Origin of the sequence: Thioclava sp. FR2 (assembly GCF_051200875.1) — a bacterium.
Taxonomy (GTDB): Bacteria; Pseudomonadota; Alphaproteobacteria; order Rhodobacterales; family Rhodobacteraceae; genus Pseudotabrizicola.
Genome location: NZ_CP195191.1, coordinates 2,215,099 through 2,234,155 on the forward strand (window position 1 = coordinate 2,215,099; position 19,057 = coordinate 2,234,155).

At 60.7% G+C, this 19,057-nt stretch carries 16 protein-coding genes and 1 pseudogene; 7 read left to right on the top strand and 10 right to left on the bottom strand.

Annotated elements, in window-relative coordinates:
• The first annotated feature begins 165 nt into the window (after window positions 1–165).
• Together glpK and ACSBLW_RS10840 are read left to right on the top strand one after the other, a co-directional pair.
• Complete coding sequence (gene glpK / locus ACSBLW_RS10835) at window positions 166–1,650, top strand: glycerol kinase GlpK (RefSeq protein WP_435256635.1); 1,485 nt, start codon at window positions 166–168, stop codon at window positions 1,648–1,650.
• Complete coding sequence (locus ACSBLW_RS10840; RefSeq protein ID WP_435256636.1) at window positions 1,647–2,783, top strand: iron-containing alcohol dehydrogenase; 1,137 nt, start codon at window positions 1,647–1,649, stop codon at window positions 2,781–2,783. Before glpK ends, ACSBLW_RS10840 begins: the two co-directional genes overlap by 4 nt.
• A gap of 9 nt (window positions 2,784–2,792) precedes the next feature.
• Here the strand turns inward: ACSBLW_RS10840 and rpoN are convergent, their stop codons facing one another.
• The gene (gene rpoN, locus ACSBLW_RS10845; RefSeq protein WP_435256637.1) at window positions 2,793–4,049 is read right to left on the bottom strand and encodes an RNA polymerase factor sigma-54; all 1,257 of its coding nucleotides are present in this window, start codon (window positions 4,047–4,049) and stop codon (window positions 2,793–2,795) included.
• A gap of 131 nt (window positions 4,050–4,180) precedes the next feature.
• Between rpoN and selD the strand changes: the two genes are divergently transcribed.
• Entirely contained in the window at window positions 4,181–6,385 is a 2,205-nt protein-coding gene (gene selD, locus ACSBLW_RS10850) for a selenide, water dikinase SelD (RefSeq protein WP_435256638.1), read from the top strand.
• Window positions 6,386–6,456: 71 nt separating this feature from the next.
• Here the strand turns inward: selD and ACSBLW_RS10855 are convergent, their stop codons facing one another.
• Window positions 6,457–8,097, bottom strand: coding sequence for a Y-family DNA polymerase (locus ACSBLW_RS10855; RefSeq protein WP_435260096.1), 1,641 nt, complete (start codon window positions 8,095–8,097; stop codon window positions 6,457–6,459).
• Window positions 8,098–8,280: 183 nt separating this feature from the next.
• On the opposite strand from ACSBLW_RS10855, the gene ACSBLW_RS10860 reads away from it, so the two are divergent.
• Window positions 8,281–8,715: a c-type cytochrome gene (locus ACSBLW_RS10860; protein WP_435256639.1), complete on the top strand. Its 435-nt coding sequence runs from the start codon at window positions 8,281–8,283 to the stop codon at window positions 8,713–8,715.
• Window positions 8,716–8,781: 66 nt separating this feature from the next.
• On the opposite strand, the gene ACSBLW_RS10865 is transcribed toward ACSBLW_RS10860, so the two are convergent.
• Window positions 8,782–9,078, bottom strand: coding sequence for an I78 family peptidase inhibitor (locus ACSBLW_RS10865; protein ID WP_435256640.1), 297 nt, complete (start codon window positions 9,076–9,078; stop codon window positions 8,782–8,784).
• A gap of 24 nt (window positions 9,079–9,102) precedes the next feature.
• Window positions 9,103–9,363: an I78 family peptidase inhibitor gene (locus ACSBLW_RS10870; protein ID WP_435256641.1), complete on the bottom strand. Its 261-nt coding sequence runs from the start codon at window positions 9,361–9,363 to the stop codon at window positions 9,103–9,105.
• Between the two features lie 265 nt (window positions 9,364–9,628).
• On the opposite strand from ACSBLW_RS10870, the gene ACSBLW_RS10875 reads away from it, so the two are divergent.
• From ACSBLW_RS10875 to ACSBLW_RS10885, 3 genes and pseudogenes are all read left to right on the top strand, one after another.
• Window positions 9,629–10,759, top strand: a complete 1,131-nt coding sequence (locus tag ACSBLW_RS10875) for an S-(hydroxymethyl)glutathione dehydrogenase/class III alcohol dehydrogenase (RefSeq protein WP_435256642.1) — start codon at window positions 9,629–9,631, stop codon at window positions 10,757–10,759.
• Between the two features lie 150 nt (window positions 10,760–10,909).
• Window positions 10,910–12,112, top strand: coding sequence for a tyrosine-type recombinase/integrase (locus ACSBLW_RS10880; RefSeq protein WP_435256643.1), 1,203 nt, complete (start codon window positions 10,910–10,912; stop codon window positions 12,110–12,112).
• Window positions 12,113–12,153: 41 nt separating this feature from the next.
• Window positions 12,154–12,627 (top strand): annotated as a pseudogene (locus tag ACSBLW_RS10885) (IS6 family transposase); the annotation flags it as partial.
• Window positions 12,628–12,729: 102 nt separating this feature from the next.
• On the opposite strand, the gene ACSBLW_RS10890 reads toward ACSBLW_RS10885, so the two are convergent.
• Genes ACSBLW_RS10890 through ACSBLW_RS10915 form a run of 6 tightly spaced genes read right to left on the bottom strand, consistent with a single transcriptional unit; the run spans window position 12,730 to window position 19,048 of the window.
• Window positions 12,730–13,518, bottom strand: a complete 789-nt coding sequence (locus tag ACSBLW_RS10890) for an SDR family NAD(P)-dependent oxidoreductase (protein WP_435256644.1) — start codon at window positions 13,516–13,518, stop codon at window positions 12,730–12,732.
• A complete protein-coding gene (locus ACSBLW_RS10895) occupies window positions 13,518–14,762 on the bottom strand; it encodes a Tm-1-like ATP-binding domain-containing protein (RefSeq protein WP_435256645.1) in 1,245 nt (414 codons plus the stop codon). Before ACSBLW_RS10895 ends, ACSBLW_RS10890 begins: the two co-directional genes overlap by 1 nt.
• A 10-nt stretch (window positions 14,763–14,772) precedes the next feature.
• Window positions 14,773–15,720: a phosphotransferase enzyme family protein gene (locus ACSBLW_RS10900; protein ID WP_435256646.1), complete on the bottom strand. Its 948-nt coding sequence runs from the start codon at window positions 15,718–15,720 to the stop codon at window positions 14,773–14,775.
• A complete protein-coding gene (locus ACSBLW_RS10905; protein ID WP_435256647.1) occupies window positions 15,717–17,009 on the bottom strand; it encodes an aspartate aminotransferase family protein in 1,293 nt (430 codons plus the stop codon). The genes ACSBLW_RS10900 and ACSBLW_RS10905 overlap by 4 nt, the downstream gene beginning before the upstream one ends.
• A complete protein-coding gene (locus tag ACSBLW_RS10910; protein ID WP_435256648.1) occupies window positions 17,002–18,501 on the bottom strand; it encodes a tripartite tricarboxylate transporter permease in 1,500 nt (499 codons plus the stop codon). The genes ACSBLW_RS10905 and ACSBLW_RS10910 overlap by 8 nt, the downstream gene beginning before the upstream one ends.
• Before the next feature lie 7 nt (window positions 18,502–18,508).
• Window positions 18,509–19,048: a tripartite tricarboxylate transporter TctB family protein gene (locus ACSBLW_RS10915; RefSeq protein WP_435256649.1), complete on the bottom strand. Its 540-nt coding sequence runs from the start codon at window positions 19,046–19,048 to the stop codon at window positions 18,509–18,511.
• Window positions 19,049–19,057: the final 9 nt, after the last annotated feature.

A 19,057-nucleotide genomic window follows, 5' to 3' on the forward strand; every position in this document is an offset into this window, starting at 1 on the left:
GCGGCGAAAGCTGCCCTCCCGCAAATTTCTTCGAAGAAATTTGCCAAGAATTTTCGAAAATTCTTGGTCTCGTGCCGGACGCGCGGGTCTGACGAAAAGGACTAGGCGTGGAGAAGCTGGTACGACATTCTTCGCCCCGCGAAACGTTCCTGAAGGCCACGTCCAATGACCCATATCCTTGCCATCGACCAGGGGACCACTTCCTCTCGCGCCATCCTGTTTGATCAAGCCCTGCGGGTGGTTTCGGTAGCGCAAGAAGAATTTCCCCAGCATTATCCGGCCTCGGGCTGGGTTGAACATGACCCCTCTGATCTTTGGGCGACCGTTGCGGCCACGGCGCGGGCAGCGATTGAAAAGGCCGGGGGCGATGCAACCGAGATTGCGGCCATCGGCATCACCAATCAGCGCGAAACCACGCTGATCTGGGACCGCTTGACCGGCCAACCTATTCACAACGCGATCGTCTGGCAGGACCGCCGCACCGCTGACACCTGCGCCGCGCTCAAAGAGGCCGGGCATGAGGCCATGATCACGGCTCGCACCGGATTGCTGCTGGATCCCTATTTCTCGGGCACCAAGGTCAAATGGCTTTTGGATAACGTTCCCGGTGCAAGGGCACGGGCCGAGGCGGGCGAGTTAGCCTTTGGCACAGTGGACAGCTTCCTGATCTGGAAACTGACTGGCGGAAAGGTCCATGCGACGGATGCAACCAACGCCGCCCGCACCATGCTTTACAACATCGCAAAGAACGAATGGGATGCCGAAATTTGCGCCCTGTTGGGGGTGCCGATGTCACTTTTGCCCGAGGTGAAGGATTGCGCTGCCGATTTTGGCGTGACAAGGGCGGATCTTTTCGGGCGTGAAATTCCGATTTTGGGCGTGGCTGGCGATCAGCAGGCGGCAACGGTTGGGCAGGCCTGTTTTCAGCCGGGCATGATGAAATCCACCTACGGAACCGGCTGCTTTGCCCTATTGAACACCGGTGCCGATATGGTGCCTTCGACGAACCGGCTTTTGACGACGATTGCGTATCGCTTGAATGGCCAAACAACATATGCGCTGGAGGGGTCGATCTTTATCGCAGGTGCAGTCGTGCAATGGCTGCGTGATGGGTTGAAGATCATCCGGGAGGCGAAGGAAACGCAGCCTTTGGCGGATGCGGCCGATCCTGCACAAAGCGTTGTGCTGGTCCCGGCCTTTACAGGCCTTGGCGCGCCCTATTGGCGGCCAGAATGCAGGGGGGCAATCTACGGATTGACCCGAAATTCAGGTCCGGCGGAACTGGCCCGTGCGGCCCTTGAAAGTGTTGGATATCAAACCCGTGACCTGCTCGAAGCGATGCGGTCAGACTGGGGCGCAGCGGCAGATGGCGTGCTGCGCGTTGACGGCGGGATGACCGCGAGCGACTGGGCCATGCAATTCCTGTCGGACATCCTTGGCGCTCCCGTGGACCGCCCCGTTGTGACCGAGACGACAGCGCTTGGCGCCGCTTATCTGGCGGGGATGCAGGCAGGGATTTGTCCGCCGCCTGAGGAATTTGGCAAGGGCTGGGCGCTGGAGCGGCGGTTTGAGCCAGCTATGTCGCCGACGGACCGCGATGCGAAATATGCCCGCTGGCAGCGTGCGGTTCAGGCCACGATGACAGTATGAGTTTTTCCATCCAGCAGCCGCCCCGGATTCTGTTTGGCCGAGGGACGTCCGCTAAGGCCACAAAGGAAACCTTGGCATTTGGCAAGCGCGTGCTGTTTCTGCATGGGCGTTCAATGGAGCGGTCTGACTGGTTGGTTGACTCGCTGACCGCTGGCGGGGCGGAGGTGCAAAGGTATCTCTGCTACGGCGAGCCGACGCTCGCCATGTTGGAAGAGGCGCTGCGGTGGACAAAGGAATTTGAACCGCAAGTGGTGCTTGCCTTAGGGGGCGGATCGGTCCTTGATCTGGGCAAGGCCTTGGCTGCCTTGATCCCCGCACCGGGCGGGGTGATGGATCATCTTGAAGTGGTTGGCAAAGCTCTTCCTTTGGCGCGGGCGCCTTTGCCTTTCATTGCCATCCCGACCACCGCAGGCACAGGGGCCGAAGTAACAAAGAATGCTGTGATTGGCTTGCCCGATTTGGGCAGAAAGGTAAGCCTGCGCGATGATCGGATGATTGCACGGGTGGCGATTGTCGATCCGGCGCTGACTGATGGCTGCCCACGAGACGTGACTTTGGCATCGGGTCTGGATGCGGTCACACAGGTGATTGAACCCTATCTGAGCTGCCGCGCCACGGCGTATAGCGATCAGATTTCAGCGCCGACCATTCTGCCGGGAATGACTGCCCTGGTTACTTTGATGCAGCGCGAGGATGCGAAAGCGCGGGATGATTTGGCATGGACCTCGCTGTGCGGCGGTTTGGCCTTGGCAAATTCTGGTTTAGGTGCCGTTCACGGCTTGGCTGGCGTCATCGGCGGCATGACCGGCGCTGCGCATGGAGCGATTTGTGGGGCTTTGCTGGGGCCGGTTCTGGCCGTGAACCGCCAACGCTGCGAAGGTCTAGCACGGGATCGGGTCGAAGCCGTTGCCCGCATTCTTGGTGCGTGTCTGGGCTGTGATGCCGATGAGGCTCCGCTGCGCCTCTCTGATTGGGCTCATGCCGCGAGTTTGCCGCGTTTGTCGGCAATGGGTTTGGCAATGCATCAGCACACGACTGTCGCGACGGCGGCGCAAGATGCATCGTCAATGAAGGGAAATCCGGTGCCTTTGTCGATTGCAGACCTGTGCGAAATCATGTCCCGCGCGGGATAGGGCCTAGCCTTAGCGCTTGCGACTTTTTCTACGCCGATTGGCGGGTGCGATTTTCAACCCCGAACGATATTTTGCAACAGTCCGGCGGGCGACGACGGTCCCGCCCGTTGAAAGCTGGGCTGCGAGGGCATCGTCCGAAAGGGGGGCGGACTTGTCTTCTTCGGCGATAAGCCGGGACAAGCGCGCCCGCAATGCCGCAGCCCCGAGACCTGCCCCCATATCGGCTGAAAAGAGAGAACGCAGCCACCATGTCCCCTTGGGTGTATCAATAGCCACGCCTGCGACCACGCGGCTGATGGTGGACTTATGCAGAGAAAGTTCGTCGGCAATCATTTGCATTGTCAGCGGGGCGAAGGCTTCGGTTCCCGCCTCTAGCGCGGGACGCTGGTGTTCCAGAACGGCGCGCCCGACCAGCAAAAGAGTGACATTCCGCTGGTCGACCAACTTCATCACCGCCTTCGCCTGCGCGGCCCCCTCTCCTGCCTCGTCAATTGAAAGCAATGGCAAGCTTGAGCGGTTCAGTTCGACAGTCCAGCCTGCCTCTGATCTGTGGACCAAGAGATCCGGTTCACGAAGTGGGCTTGCAACAGAGGAGAAACTTGCCCCCGGCTTGGGGTTGAAACTGCGCAACGTTGCAAAGGTAGAACGGATGTCCTCGGGCAAGACATGTGCCAGCGCCGCGAGCGCCCCCCAATCTGACGATGCGACCAGACCAAGATTGGAGAGCATAACCTTCATCGTCGGATCGAGCACACCTAAGTCTTTGGCCTGGAGTTGCAGGCATTCGGCGAGATCACGCGCGAAAAGACCTGCGGGGTCGATTTTTTGGAGCTGCAGCAGCACATTTTCGACCTCTGACTGTGACACAGTTAACGTTTGCGCGATGGCCGCAAGGTCTTGGCCAAGCCAACCACTGGGTTCAAGAGCATCTGCCAAGGCAAGAGCAATTCGACGTTGCGGTCCAGCGGGCACCAAGGTCGGCAACGCTTGTATTACATGGGCCATCAGGCTGGGTTCAGGTGCCGCCGCAATCTGATCAGGGTCTGGCTGTGCGCTAAATCTGGTTCCCGACCAACGCGGTAGCCAATCCCCCAAGGTGGGCAATGCGGGACGCAAGGTCAGCGCGGGAAGTTCAGCGGCCTGCTCTTCCAGATAGCGCGTCAATCCTGCCGCATCCATCTTCAAAACGCGAAGGGCCGTGCGAAGGGAACTGGTCAGCGCCAGTCGTTGAGTCTGAGTGACACGCATTCCCGTCCGCGAATTCATGAATGCAGCCTAGGCGGGAGTTCGCGAAACGCGCAAGCGGGAAAGTGCGCCCCACAACGGTGTGACCTGACGGGCTCTCGCCCTTTCTTGCCAGAGCGACTAGGTTCTGGCGGATCTTAAAGGACGAAGCGATGCACCTGCCCTTCCCTGCAACCCAAGACATTCTGCTGATCGGCGGAGGCCATGCCCATGCACTTGTGTTGCGGATGTGGGGTATGGACCCATTGGCCGGAGCACGGTTGACGGTCGTCAATCCGGGGCCAATTGCCCCTTATACCGGGATGCTGCCCGGTGCGATTGCCGGGCATTACGCAAAACGCGACCTGATGATTGATCTGGTGCGGTTGGCGCGTTTCGCAAGTGCCCGCGTCATCCTGGATCGGGTGGTCGGGCTGGACCCGAAGGCACGCATGGCCCGGCTTTCTTCGGGGCGCCTGCTGCCTTACGACGTTGCCTCGATTGATATCGGCATTGCGTCTGACTTGCCGGAAATCGCGGGATATGCCGAACATGGCGTTTCAGCGAAACCTTTGGGTGCCTATGCCGACCGATGGGAAAAATTTGTCGCGACGGCCAAACCACATCCCCGTGTGACGGTTATTGGCGGCGGAGTGGGAGGGGTGGAACTTGCCTTGGCCTCGGCCCATCGTCTCAAGTCTGCAGGGCTCGATGGGCAGGTGACGGTTCTGGAGAAGGAGCCCGTGGCCCTGCCCGGAATTGCTGCGGCGACACGGGCGACACTGATTGCCGCAATGAAATCTGCCGGGGTCACGCTGCGCGCAGGGACAACCGCACGACGGCTCAGCGCGGACTGGGTTGAGTTGAGCGATGGCAGTAACCTTGCCACCGACTTTACTCTTTCGGTCGCAGGGGCGCGGCCCCAGACTTGGCTTGCCGAGACAGGGCTGGAGCTGGAAGATGGGTTTGTCCGCATCGGGCCCAGTCTCCAAAGCTCGGATCCGCATGTTTTTGCGGCCGGTGATTGCGCCCATATGGCCTTTGCGCCTCGCCCAAAGGCCGGGGTCTTCGCCGTAAGACAGGCACCGATCCTGTTCCACAACCTGCGCGCCTCGGTTTCAGGCGGCAGATTTCGGGCCTATTCACCGCAGCGCGACTATCTGAAACTGGTTTCAATGGGCGGGAAGACGGCCGTCGCCGACAAGTTCGGTTTGCGGACAGGCGGGGCATGGCTGTGGGATCTGAAAGATCGGATTGACCGCAAGTTCATGGCAAAGTTCGAAGACTATCCGCAGATGGCTGGCCCCTCGGTGCCGCGCCTGCATGCCGATGGGCTGATCGAAGCGATGGGGGACAAACCCATGTGTGGGGGGTGCGGGGCCAAGGTTGGGCCAGCGGCCCTGTCGTCCGCGCTTTCCGGCCTGCCCGCGACTCGGCGCGAGGATGTTCTGTCCGGGCCGGGGGATGACGCGGCCGTGTTGCATGTAGGCGGTGCGCGACAGGTCATCACAACGGATCATTTACGCGCCTTTGTAAACGACCCCGCCCTGATGGCGCGACTGGCGGCCATTCATGCCTTGGGCGATGTCTGGGCGATGGGGGCCGAGCCGCAAGTGGCCTTGGCACAGATCACCCTGCCGCGACTGTCCGCTAGTCTGCAAGAGCGGATGCTGGCCGAGGTTATGGCGGCAGCGTCCGAGGTAATCCGGGCCGCTGGGGCCGATATTGCAGGTGGGCACACGACCGTCGGAGACGAGTTGACCATCGGCTTTACCGTAACCGGCTTGGGGTGGCTGACGGTCCCGAAGGCAGGCGCTCGGCCGGGGGATGCAGTTCTGCTGACCAAACCGCTCGGGACGGGTGTGATCTTGGCCGCCGAGATGGCCTTGGCGCGACTGACCGACCGCAATCTTTTGCTGGGCGAGGCATGGGCGGGCTGCATCGCCTCAATGGAGCGGCCCTTGGCCCCGGCTGCGTCGATCTTGCGCGAGCGGGCGACGGCGATGACCGATGTGACCGGCTTTGGCTTATTGGGTCATCTTTGGGAAATGTTGGGCAAAGGCGCGGCATCCGCCCGACTGACGCGGGAGGCGGTTCCCTTGCTGCCGGGCGCGCTGGATCTGGCATCCCAAGGCGTTGGATCAACCCTTCTTCCGGCCAATCGGTCGGCGCTGGACTGGCATGTGGATGGACCGTCGGGGCCGTTGACAGATGTGCTTTTTGACCCGCAAACCTGCGGTGGTCTTTTGGCGACCGTGCCACCAGCCTTTGTATCAGAAATGTTGGAATCCTTGTCGAAGGCAGGCCAAGCCGCAGCCGTGATTGGCCAGATCACTGTGCCCGACCGCCCCGGCGAGGGCCGGATCACGCTGATCTGACACCTGCGGTCCTGCCCCAACCGCCCCCCGAGGGCACCGGGGCGGGCGGGTGGGAGGTGCCTGAGGGGGGCTCAGGCAAAGATGCCTTGGCAGAACCAGCCGCCACCAATCTCGCCGCCATGGGCATAGAACAGCCATAGACGGTCGCCGCTTTCCGCCTCGATCCGCCAATAGTCACGCGGGCCGCTGCGCCAGTTCGGATCATCCCACCACCATTCCGGCATCAGCCGTTCCGGCCCCACCGCCACCCGCAATGCAAAGTCACGCCGCCGCCAGCGAAACTGCGCCGGAGGGGTGCGGTCTTCCGGGGCTTGCACCGGTTCGGGGCGAAAGATCACCACCGGGCGGGGGGCACGAGGTTCGGGCCATTCTCCTGTTGCAGCCTCGGACCAGGCAGCGGTCAGAACCGAAAAGGTTTTCTCAGGGATATGGCTTTCCGCCGGATGCAGGCGCAGAACTGCCTCTTGGCCTAACCGAGTGCCCAGCTTGGCCACCAGATCCTCGAACCGAGGATCCCCCCCTGCGCGCTCCGCAGCTGCGGCGGCAGCATCCAGATGGCCGCGATGTTGGATCTGGTGAATGACCTCGGTTTCTCGCGCCTCCAGCCTCAGACGGTCAAAACCAAAGCCCGCGTCAAAACTTTCGATCTTCATTGTGACCAACGGGCGAAGACGGTCAGCCTCATCCGTGGCCCGCGCCAAGGCGATGTCGGCCCATGCCACACTGCCATCCACCCTTTGCGCCTCGACCCGTAAGACACGGACGCCGCGCCCCCTCTCCTTGACCTTGGTGCAAAGTGCGGGCAGCAGCCGATCAAACCCCGCCGCCACATCCGAGACAAGGCCGATCGGATCGGGAAAGCTGATGCGTACCGCGAAGTGCAGGCTTCCCCGTGCCGGGCTGACAGGTTCAGAGACATGGCCCAAGGCCTGATCAATCCGCTGCAGCACTTCGGCCCCAAAGCGCCGTGCCAGAGCCGCACGGGGAAGCCCCACGATTTCTTCAACCCGGCGCAGACCCAAATGGCCCAAGGCCTCGACCGCACGCGGGGGAAGCCGCAGCGCCGACAGAGGCAGATGTGCCAAGGCCTGCCGCATGGTGCCGGGGGGCGCAATCACGCCCAAGGGTGCGGTGCGTGGCGAGGCCGTCCCCCCTGCCCGCCGCGCCACGGCGCGCGACCGTGTGGCCCGTGCCTCTTGCTGGATCGCGTCCCCGTTGCGTTCGCTGCGCGCCGCCGCCCCGGAATACCGCGCCAAAGCCCAAGCCGCACCGCGTGTATCGGCGATTGCGGCCCGCACGGTCAGACCCAGATCGGCGCAATCCAGAGCGACCTGTTCCAAGATCCCCTCCTCGCCCCCGAACAGATGCGCGCAGCCTGTCAGGTCAACAACCAGCGCGTCAGGGGGTTCTTCTGCTACCCAAGGGCTGAACTTTCCCGCCCAGCGTCGCAGTGCCGCCAGAAAAACCTGATCGCCCGGCGCATGTTCCGCCACCGTGAGCAAATGACCGCACATGGCCGTGGCATCCCGCAGCGGCTGACCCAGCCGAAGACCTGTCGCCTCGGCCTCGGCGTTCAGGCTGACCAGCACCTGTGCCTGCTGGCGCATCCCCACCACGGCAAACGGTTGTGGCAGAACATCACGACGCGCCCGCAGGACACGCTCTACCGCCATGCGCGGAAACCACAGGGAAAGGACACGCCGGATGGCCATGCGACTCGGATATTTGTTCACTTTATGTTCTTTTTTAGCGCCCTAGGTTCAACAAGGCGAGTCCCCGATCACGCTGTTATGACATTCCCGTGAGGACGCGCCCGAAGGTGACAAGGTCACTATCGCGACGCAATGTCGCGCCTATACTCTTGCTGCCTATTACAACCAACAAGGGGCCAGATAATGAAGTTTGTTAGCAAGGGATTGATTGCAGGGCTTGTGCTTGTCGCCGGTGTCGCAATCGCGAAAGAAGGCGTGCAAGATCCAACCGTCAAGGCACGGATGGACCTGATGGGCACCATCGGCATGAACACCAAGACATTGGGCGATATGGCGGGTGGCAAAGCCGATTTCGATGCCGCCGCAGCACAGGCCGCAAAGGATGCGATCATCGCGGCTTCGGCAGACATCGCTGCCAAGTTTGAACCCCAAGCGACCGATCCCGTAGCAGAAGCCAAACCGGAAATCTGGACGAACTGGGATGATTTCGTAGCCAAGGCCGGCGCCCTGAACGCTGCCGCAACTGCGCTGGACGCCTCTTCTTTGGACGGCATCAAGGCAGGTATGGGCGGCGTCGGCGGCGCCTGCAAAGACTGCCACACCACCTACCGGATGTAATCAGACTTACTAAAAAACCCCCGGCCTTTGCGCCGGGGGTTTTTCATTAGCGTTTTGACAGCCGGATCAAGTGCAGTGCACCCGCGTGATCCTGTCGTTGTCATCCAATTCAATGTTCAGACGATCAGGTCGATAATCCATCGTCACAGCCGTTCCGGGCGGAATGATCCTTGTGCCTACGGGCAAGGAAAGCGCGGCAAGCACAGCCGCTTTCTGTCCAAGCAAATACTGAAGCTCACTCGCGCCGCAAGCATCCGCACCGGGAGGCACGGGGCTCGGCAATGGCACCTCCGAGGGCGTACAAGCTGCAAGGGCAATGAGGAAAGCCAGAGCGAAACCACCGGCACTGGAGCGGGAACTCATAATCACAGAAAACCTCCAAACGCGTTAACCGCAAAACATGCGCTGGATCTGACCAGCGCCATTCACTTGTACATTCAACCGGTCGGGCAGCAAGTCACGGGTGACATGTTGTTGGGGCCACAAGACCCGCAACTGCCCTCGAAGGCGGATTTCTGCCAGCCTGGTGAAATGCTGGCCCGTTAGGTTGGAGAGATTTTCCGCGTCGCATCCGTGCTCTTGCCGATCCGCCAAAAGCGAAGGTGGCAGGACGGCTGGGCCGGGCGCGCGTCCCTGCCCAAAGCCCATGCACCCCGCCAACAAAGTGGCAAGCGCTATCAAATGGCAGGAACGGAAAGAAAGAGACACAAGCACTCGTATCAGGTGACGAAGGACGATGGCGGGATGTGGTTGCCGCAATGCATCCTAAGCAATCCGTGGGCCCTCGGGCAAGCGGGCCTCAAGCAACGACAGAGGAAGACGGGAAAAGGCCTTTCAATGTCGGATCATGACTTGCCTTGGAGGAAGCTTTCGACCAGCCTGCCGCCATATTTGAATAAGGGAGGGATCATTCATGCGTACCCGCGCCGCCGTCGCCGTTGCCGCAGGCAAACCGCTTGAGATCATGGAAGTGAACCTTGACGACCCGAAAGAGGGAGAGGTTCTGATCGAAATCAAAGCCACCGGCATTTGCCATACCGACGAATTCACGCTGTCAGGCGCAGATCCGGAAGGCATCTTCCCGTCCATCCTTGGCCACGAAGGCGCGGGCGTGGTGGTGAAATGCGGTCCCGGAGTGAAATCCCTGAAACCGGGGGACCACGTTATCCCGCTTTATACCCCTGAATGCCGGGAATGCCCGTCCTGCCTGTCGCGCAAGACGAACCTTTGCACCGCGATCCGCGCGACCCAAGGACAAGGCCTGATGCCTGATGGCACCACCCGTTTCTCGATGCTGGATGGGACGCCCATCTATCATTACATGGGCTGCTCGACTTTCGCCAACCACACGGTGATGCCTGAAATCGCCTTGGCCAAGGTTCGCGACGACGCCCCCTTTGACAAGATCTGCTACATCGGCTGCGGTGTGACCACCGGCATCGGCGCGGTCTTGAACACGGCGAAGGTTGAGATTGGTGCGAAGGCTGTCGTATTTGGACTGGGCGGCATTGGTCTGAACGTGATCCAGGGCCTAAAGATGGCCGGGGCCGACATGATTATCGGTGTCGACCTGAACAATGACAAAAAGGAATGGGGCGAGCGTTTTGGTATGACCCATTTCGTCAATCCGAAAGAAATTGAAGGCTCGGTCGTCAACCATATCGTCGAAATGACCAAGACGCCCTTCGACAAGATCGGGGGCGCGGATTACTCTTTTGACTGCACTGGCAACGTCAAGGTGATGCGCGACGCACTTGAATGCACTCATCGTGGCTGGGGGCAGTCGATCATAATCGGTGTGGCCCCTGCTGGCGCCGTGATTGAAACCCGCCCCTTCCAACTGGTGACGGGGCGCATCTGGAAGGGCACGGCCTTTGGCGGTGCTCGGGGCCGGACCGATGTGCCGACGATCGTCGACTGGTACATGGACGGAAAGATCGAAATTGACCCGATGATCACTCATGTCCTGCCGTTAGAAAAGATCAACGAGGCCTTTGACCTGATGCACGAAGGCAAGTCGATCCGCAGCGTTGTGGTCTACTGAGAAGGCAAAGGGGGGCTGTCTGCCCCCCTTATTCTTTTCCCAGGACGTTCGTGGCGTGCCATATTGCTTTGTTTTTATGGTATATGTCGTTGCACGGTGTCTCAGGGCATGCCATTCTTGCCATGATGTTTGGCTACTTATGGCATACGAATGGCACTCCGATACAAGGATCTGGAAGCCCTCTCCGCCCGCCAGATAGAGGTCTGGGCACCCGATGGGACGCCAAATCTTTACGCCTTCGCCCGTTCAACGGGACGCATCACTTGGGTCGCCCGGATCGTCGTTGGAGGCAAGAGGGTGAACTTCACGATCGGCCCATGGCCTGAGGTCAAGGCAGAGGCGGCGCGCGCGGCAGCATCGGCGATCAAAGGTCTCGTCAAGGCAGGCCATGGCGTTCAGACAATCAGGAACGCTTTGGCCGTCACATTGGACCCCATCGCGTTGTCTCAGATTGTTACCGGTGAACGCGTGTCATCTCGGAACGCAACACCAACATTCCGGGAGGCCGCCACCAAATGGTTCGAGGAGCACGCCAGTGGCGGGATCTCCAATGACGACTACCGGCGACAGGTATTTCAGCAAGTTCGAGATCATGCCTTCCCCGCATTGGGCGAGCGGCCTGTCAACGCCCTCCAACGATCAGAGATCGTCGATGCGCTCCGTGACGTCTGGCTTGGGACGCAGACCGTGGGCAAGCGCTTGCGCAGCAACATTGAACGTATCCTCGATTATGCCGTTGACCGGGGCTGGTGCGACTTCAACCCATGCCCACCCGTCAGATCAATGCCATCAAGGGTCCGCATCATCCGCCATCATGCCGCATTGGAGCCTGAGCGCGCAGCAGAGCTTTGGCGCTGGAGTACGGCAAATCCCGATCTGAGCGCCCCTGCCAGGGCTGGACTTTCACTGGCCTTGTTGACAGGCAAGCGCAGCGGCGAGATCCGGCTGATGGAGTGGTCGCACCTTGATCTGAAGCGGTGCATCTGGACGACGCCAGCGCTTGGAATGAAGACCCGTAAAGAGCATCGGCAGCCTCTATCCACTCCTGCCCTGGCTGTCATCGATGGTATTCGGACAGAGACGGGGCGTCACCGATATGTCCTGGGTGAACCGCCGCCGCATGAAAACGTGTTGTTCAACGCGATCAAGAGGTTTGATCCGAGCCTGACAGTACATGGCTTGCGCGCCTGTTTGGGGAGCTGGATGGCGGAATCCGGCGTTCGGAAGATGGTTGCAGATTTCGTGTTGGCGCATCAACCAAGAGCCCTCGATGCGGCCTACCAGCGATCAGATCTTCTGGAGGAACGGCGAGATGTTCTGGAGAAATGGGCGAGCTATGTAACGTCCCACTGACCATTGGTGTAGAACCGCTCCGCGTTTCTCCCCGTAGCGCTGCTTATCGCCACTGGCGGTGGCACCTGAACGAAACTTACTTGAAGATCAACGGGACGACGCACTGCCTGTGGCGCGCTGTCGATCACGAAGGTTAGATGCTGGAAAGCATCGTCACCAAGACGCGAGATCGCAAGGCAGCCATGAAATTAATGAAGCGTCACGGTCGACCTGAGACGATCCTGAAATACAAGCTGCGTTCCTACGGCGCTGCGCCAAAAGATCTCGGTCGCGGCGACGACCGCGAGATGGGACGCTGGCTCAACAATCGGGCCGAGAATTCCCATTTGCCATTCCGACGACGAGAGCGGGCGATGTCGCGGTTCCGACGCATACGAACGCTACAGAAGTTCGCCTCGGTGCATGCCTCGGTCCACAACCACTTTCCGACGGAGCGCCACCTCCAGAACCGCGACACCTACATGCAGCCCCGCGCTGCCGCTCTCGCGGAATGGTGCGGCCTTTTCGCTGCCTAACTGATAGGCAGGGAAGGGTTTACAGAGCCTGGTTCTCATTAGTCTGATAGCGGCCCACGACGTGAGCACTGATTTGTCTCAATCCAGAGCTGCGCCCTCTTCTCAGCTGAAAGAGAGGGTCGGCACATCCACAACCGTCGAGCCGCCATCGACCGTCAGGATCGCTCCAGTAATCATTGCGGCCTCGGAAGAGCAGAGGAAGGCGATGGCAGCGGCGACCTCATCAGGACTGGCGGGACGACCCAGCGGCACGTCCCGCGTCACCAAAGCATATGCCTCTTCCCGGGACGACAGATTCATCCGTACCCGTAGTTCATCCATCTCGCCATCTGCCATTTCGCTGGTAACCCAGCCGGGACAGACTGCGTTGCAGCGAACACCGAAGCGACCGAAATCGCGCGCGATGGAACGGACAAGGCCGATCTGGGCATGTTTTGCAACCGTATAGCCGAAGGCGCTGGCCGGCGCGGCAAGGCTGGCGATGGAGGCGGTTACGGCGATGGCGCCTTTGCTGCGGATTAGCTCGGGCATGGCTGCACGCAAAAGGATAACTGCCGTATCAAGATTGGCGCGCCGCGACGCCTCCCAGTCTTCGTCCGTCGTCTCGGCGATAGTGGCGAATCCGTGTCCGCCGGCGTTAGCGACGACGATATCCAATCCACCAAACCGCTCGACAGTCTGCTTGATCGCTGCGTCAGCCTGCTGCGGATCGGCCGCATCGCCGACGAATATCTCGGCCCCTATCGCGTGCGCGACTTCCTTTAGCTGGGCCTGCCTTCGGCCCATGATGACGACATTTGCACCATCCCGAGCCATCCTGCGGGCGGCTGCGGCGCCGATGCCAGTCCCGCCTCCCGAAATCAGGGCGCACTTACCGGAAAATGTGCCCATCACGACGCCACCCTGCCTTGGGCGACGATTCCCGCCGTAATCCAGGCATCAAGTTGCGCCAGCACAGCATCGCAAAAGGCGATGTCGTTGATGTGGCAATCTAGCGCGGTCATTTCGACGCGCCCTGCCATCGCGGCTTCGGCCTCGGTCGTAAAGGCGAGCAACCCTTCGGGGTCATGCGCGGCCTCACCGGGGCGGTCCCACTCTTCGATTCCTCCCTTTGGCAGGAAGAAATGCGTCGGACCTTTGGCTGCCGCCAGACGATCGGCCATTGCACGCGCGAGGGCACGGCGCTCTTCGGCGTTGAAGGCCACGTTCTTGATCAACCGGTTGTGCTGGTGGAACGGGCGGTCTTGGAATCGGGCCGGAATCTCCTGCCAGCCCGCCAGATCAAGGATATCAGCCGCGCCGGGCGCCACCAATTGCGGTGTGCCGCTGCGGCCAGCCCCTGTCAGCCGGTCGGTCCCGGCGCTGACCAGAGACCCATGCTGCACGTTGACAAATTCCTGCAGAGAAAAGTCCATCACACAGGCGAAGACGCCTTCGGCAGCCAGTCGTTCAAACGCCATGCCGCCCATGCCCGTCGTATGGAACACGGCAATGTCAAAGCCGCGCTTCGTCAGTTCAGGATGCAGACGCTTCATATACTTCAGGCACGATGAGCCAAGGGATGTCATGCCGATAAGTGGGCGGTCGAAGGCGGGCGGTTCAACCGCCTGCGCCGCACCGAGCACCGCGCCTGCGGCTTGGCTGAGTGACGATTTGCACAGTGGATTCAGGCCATAGAGCCCGCCAGCCCAAAGGATGAACTGCACATCTGCCGCCATCCGCTCGGCCGCGATCAAGGGCGATCCGGCCACCGTCGAGACGATATATTTGGGCACACCAATCGGAAGGGCCTGCGCACAGTCGAGCGCGAGGTCAGTGCCCATGGTGCCACCAAGCGCGATCATGCCGTGGATACGGCCGGCGTCATACAGGCGGCGGGTCATCAGCGCCGCCCCTGCGCTCATCTTGGCGAAAGCCTCGCCCTCTTCGCCTAGGGCGATCAGACCATCGATGGTTTCGCCCGCCGCAGCCGCCACATCATGCTTGCTGACTTCGACGGGGATCTTTGCCTCGCCCAGCACACTCACATCCATCGCCAGCACCGCGCCGCCCTGCGCCGCGATCCGGTCGATCAGATAGGCCAGCTCATCCGCCTTGGTGTCGAATGTTCCGATGACCAGTATGGTTTTCGTCATCTCGTTTCCCCTATTGAACTGCCGTCGCTTCGAGGTAATCGGCACAAAGGCCCTTTGCTTCTTCGATGAACCGTCTGTTTCGTTCGGCCCCGCCGTCTTCCGTTATGCGCGGGACGATCCAGCCGACATAGGTCAGCGCCCGCAAAACAAGGAACAGGTCCAGAAGTGACAAGTCCAGCGGACGCTGGCCGTGATATCCGGCGATCAGGGCCGCCTTGAGTTCCGGATAATCCGGCTCGGCCAAGTTCTTGAACAACACTGTGGCCAGATCGAACAGGCGAAAGCCAAAGCCGCCGTCATCGAAGTCGATCATCCGGATCACGTGCCCGTCCAATAGGACATTCTCGCGCACCAAGTCGGCATGAATCAGACCCGCGTCGAGGGTGTTGCCTGCATGGGCAAGGCGATCCCGTGCGACCTGACGAAACTGCAAAAACAAATGGCGCGTCGGCGCGTCGAGGGTCGGGTTTTCCCAGAAACGGCCCCAGAGGGGCGCGTCACCCAGAAGACCGTCAATATCCCAGTGGCAGCGGCGAAACCCCTCTGGGCGGTGCCAAGCGTCACATGCGTCATGCAGACGGGCCATTTCCGCACCCAATTTCTGGAAAACTGCCGTTCGATTGCGCAGGGTCAATGGAGAGCGGCTTTTTCCCATCGGCGTGCCGGGCAGCCAATCAACAAGATCGACAAACCCGTCTCCAAGCCGCTCCAGAAGCCTGCCCTGCCGCGAGGGACGCGGCCTCGGAACATGCAGCCCAGCCTTGTCCATCGCCTCTAGCCAAGCGAGTTCAGAGTGCAGCTCATCCTCATCCCGGTAGCCGGGTCGCTTGATCCGTAAGGCATGGTCGCCGGATGCGCTGCGCACCCGGTAAACACGGTTTTCGCGCCCCGCGACAAAGCTGCATTCCGCCCCGTCAAGGCCCCACAAGGCAAGGGCTTCGTGGACATCCTTGGTCATGCGACGACCGGAGTTTCTGCAAGGACCTCGTCCAGCGTGGTTATCAAGAGGTCAAGATGTTCCTCGCCAAAAGGCATTGGCGGGCGGATCTTGAGCGTGTTCTTGTGGCGGCCCAGCTTGGAAAGGATAACCCCGCGGTGCCGCATCTTGTTGATCACCAGATCGGCATAGGCGGCTGCGGGCGCCTTGGTGTCGCGATCAAGCACGAACTCCGCGCCAAAAACCATGCCCGACTGCCGCACGTCACCGATCACCGGGTATGTCTGCGACAACTCGGTCAGGCGCTGATGGGCCAGTTTGCCGATCTTGGCGGCATTGGCTTGCAGGTCTTTCTCCTGCAACTCATCCAGCACAGCCACAGCTGCCGCACAACTGACCGGATTTCCACCGAACGTATTGAAATAGCGGAATGAATTGCGGAAGCGGGCTAACACCTCGGCACTTGTCACCAGTCCGGCTACTGGATGGCCATTGCCCATCGGCTTACCCATCGTGACCACATCAGGCACCACGCCCTGCTTTTGGTGAGCCCAGAAATGGCTGCCGCAGCGTGCAAAGCCCGATTGTACTTCGTCACAGATCAAAAGACCGCCCGCGCGCCGCACAGCCTCGGCCGCTGGGCGCAACCATCCTTCGGCCTGACCGGGGAAACCCTCATTCAGGAACAAAGGGCAGACGATCAATGCAGCAAAGCCGATGCCTGACCGCTCGAGATCGTCAATTGCCTCTTGAACTTTGGATGCAAAATGCTGTCCGTCAGGATCAGCGATGCGATAGCTGTCCGGCGCCTCGACATGGCGCAGGTACTGCCCCAACCCGAACCCCACTTCGGGAACATTGCTTTTCGACAGATGGCTGACCAGCGTCGTGTTGCCGTGATATGTGGCATCCGTCGCAATGATCCCGCGCTTGCCGGTCATGGCTTCGGCCATCCGCAGCGCGATGTCATTCGCTTCGGACCCTGTGCAGGTCAGGATCGCCGTTTTCAGCGGGTCGTCGAAGGTTGCCGTTAGGCGTTCGACATAGGCCAGAATGCCGTCGTGCAGATAGCGGGTGTGGGTGTTCAAGGTTGCGGCCTGCTGGCAGATCGCCTGCACCACGCGCGGGTTGCAATGCCCGACATGCGGCACGTTGTTATAGCAGTCCAGATATTTGCGCCCTTCGGCATCCCACATCCAGACACCTTCGCCGCGCACGATGTGGACAGGGTCATCGTAGAATGTCGAGACGTTCGGCCCCAAGAGTGCCCGCCGCTTTGCGATCAGATCTTGAGTGTGCTGGTCAGCCATTCGTGGCCTCCTTTCGTTTGGCGCCCCGTGACTTCAGCACCGTCCAGACCTGACCGGCGATGGCCAGCAGGATCATCAGGAACAGGACAAAGGCGATGGGGCGGTCGATAAAGTCCAAAGGCTCGCGCACCCGGGCCATTGCGGTGCGCAACCGATCCTCCATCAGCTTGCCCAGCACGATCCCAAGGATAACAGGCGAGGTCGGCAGATCCAGCCGTTTCAGGATGAACCCGAAAAAGCCAAAGGCCGAGGCGATGGCGATATCCGTCAGCGAGTTCCGCAGCGTGTAGATGCCAATCAGGCTGAAGGTCAGGATCATGATGCCAAGGAAGCGGTTGGGGATCAGCATCACCTTCATCAGCGAGCGTGTGGCCACGAACAGGAAGGCCACCACGATCACATTCAGAATGAACAGGCTGATGTAGAGCGCATAGATAAAGTCCATATGCTCGGCAAAGAGGCGCGGGCCGGGGACGACGTTGTGAACGTAGAACACCGCCAGCATCATCGCCGTCAGTTCCTCTCCCGGTATGCCGAGCGCCAGCAGCGGGATCATTGCGGCAGCGGGAACCGAGTTGTTCGCGGCTTCAGATGCGACGATGCCTTCGGGATTGCCCTTGCCGAATGCCTCAGGCGTCTTTGAGGTGCGTTGCGCGTAGGAGTAGGACATGAACTGCGACATGAACTCGCCCACGCCGGGGATCATCCCGCAAATCACACCAAAGGAAGACGCGACTGTGGCAATGCGCCTGTAAACCCACAACTCGCGCATCTGGTTAAAAAATCCAGTCTTTTCAACCGCTGGCAGCTTGACAGGTTTGTCCTTGCTCATCAGCAGGACAAGCGCCTGACTGATGGCGAAAAGCCCCAGAACCACTACGATCAGATCGACCCCGGATTGCAGCCATGGCTGATCAAAGGTGAATCGCTGGGTGTAGGCGGTGGGTTCAATTCCGATGGTCGATAAGAAGATGCCAAGGCAAGCCAGAATGGCGGCGGGCAGCACCTGTCCGCGATGGGTCACAACGACCAGCACGATCCCCAGAAGGGCAGCCAGAAAGATTTCGCGCGCGCCGAACATCGGCGCCACTTTGGCCAGGACCGGGGCCAACAGGATCAGAGCACCGATGGACAGGACTGCCCCATAGAACGACGCGGAATAGGCAAGGCTGAGGGCACGACGCGCCTCACCCCGTTTGGTCATCGGGTAGCCGTCATAGGTGGTCAGCGCATTGACCGGCGTGCCGGGTGTGTTGACCAAGATCGCCGGGATCGCACCCCCGAACATCGAGGACCCGTAGATGCCCAAAAGCAGCGTAAGGCCCACGATCGGTTCCAGCGAGAAGGTCACGGGCAAGGCGATGGCGATGGCAACGGCCGCACCGACGCCGGGCATCGCACCGACCAGCACGCCGCCAATCGACCCGATCAACAAGGCAGCGATCACATCCCAACGGGCAAGCATCTCGATGCCGGAAAAAAACATATCCATGGGGCCCTCAGAAATAGCGTATCAGGATGTAGCGAAGCTGTTCCGGCGCGAGTTCGTAGATCGCGCCCGATGGAATCTTGACGTTCATGCCGGTCTTGAAGAACAGGACGACGAACAGGCCAAAGGCCGCCGCGATCCAGACCGTCTTGCCCCGGTAACCCATTCTCAGGGCCAGGCCCGCGCAGAAGGCCAGCGTGGCAAGCAGGTAGCCGATCATCGGGATCGCCAGCACATAAAGCATGTACCAAGCGATGAACTCGAGCGATCGCAACCAGACCGCAGCTTCTTGCCAGCGGCCGGGCGTGCGCGTGACGCGGACGCGCGACATGGCGTTCATTAGCCCGAACAGGACCACGCCGCCGAGCGACAACGTGGGCCAGAACCGCGGTTGTGCCGCCAGACCCTTGCCCTCCAGCCACGTTGTTTGCCACGGCACCGCGGCGAGCAGCGCGATGGCGATCATCATGCTGATGGTCACGAACAAGATTTCGCCCGGCTTCCGGCTTTCGGGGAATACATGCGGATGGTCGTCTTCTTGCAGGTTCATACGACCCAC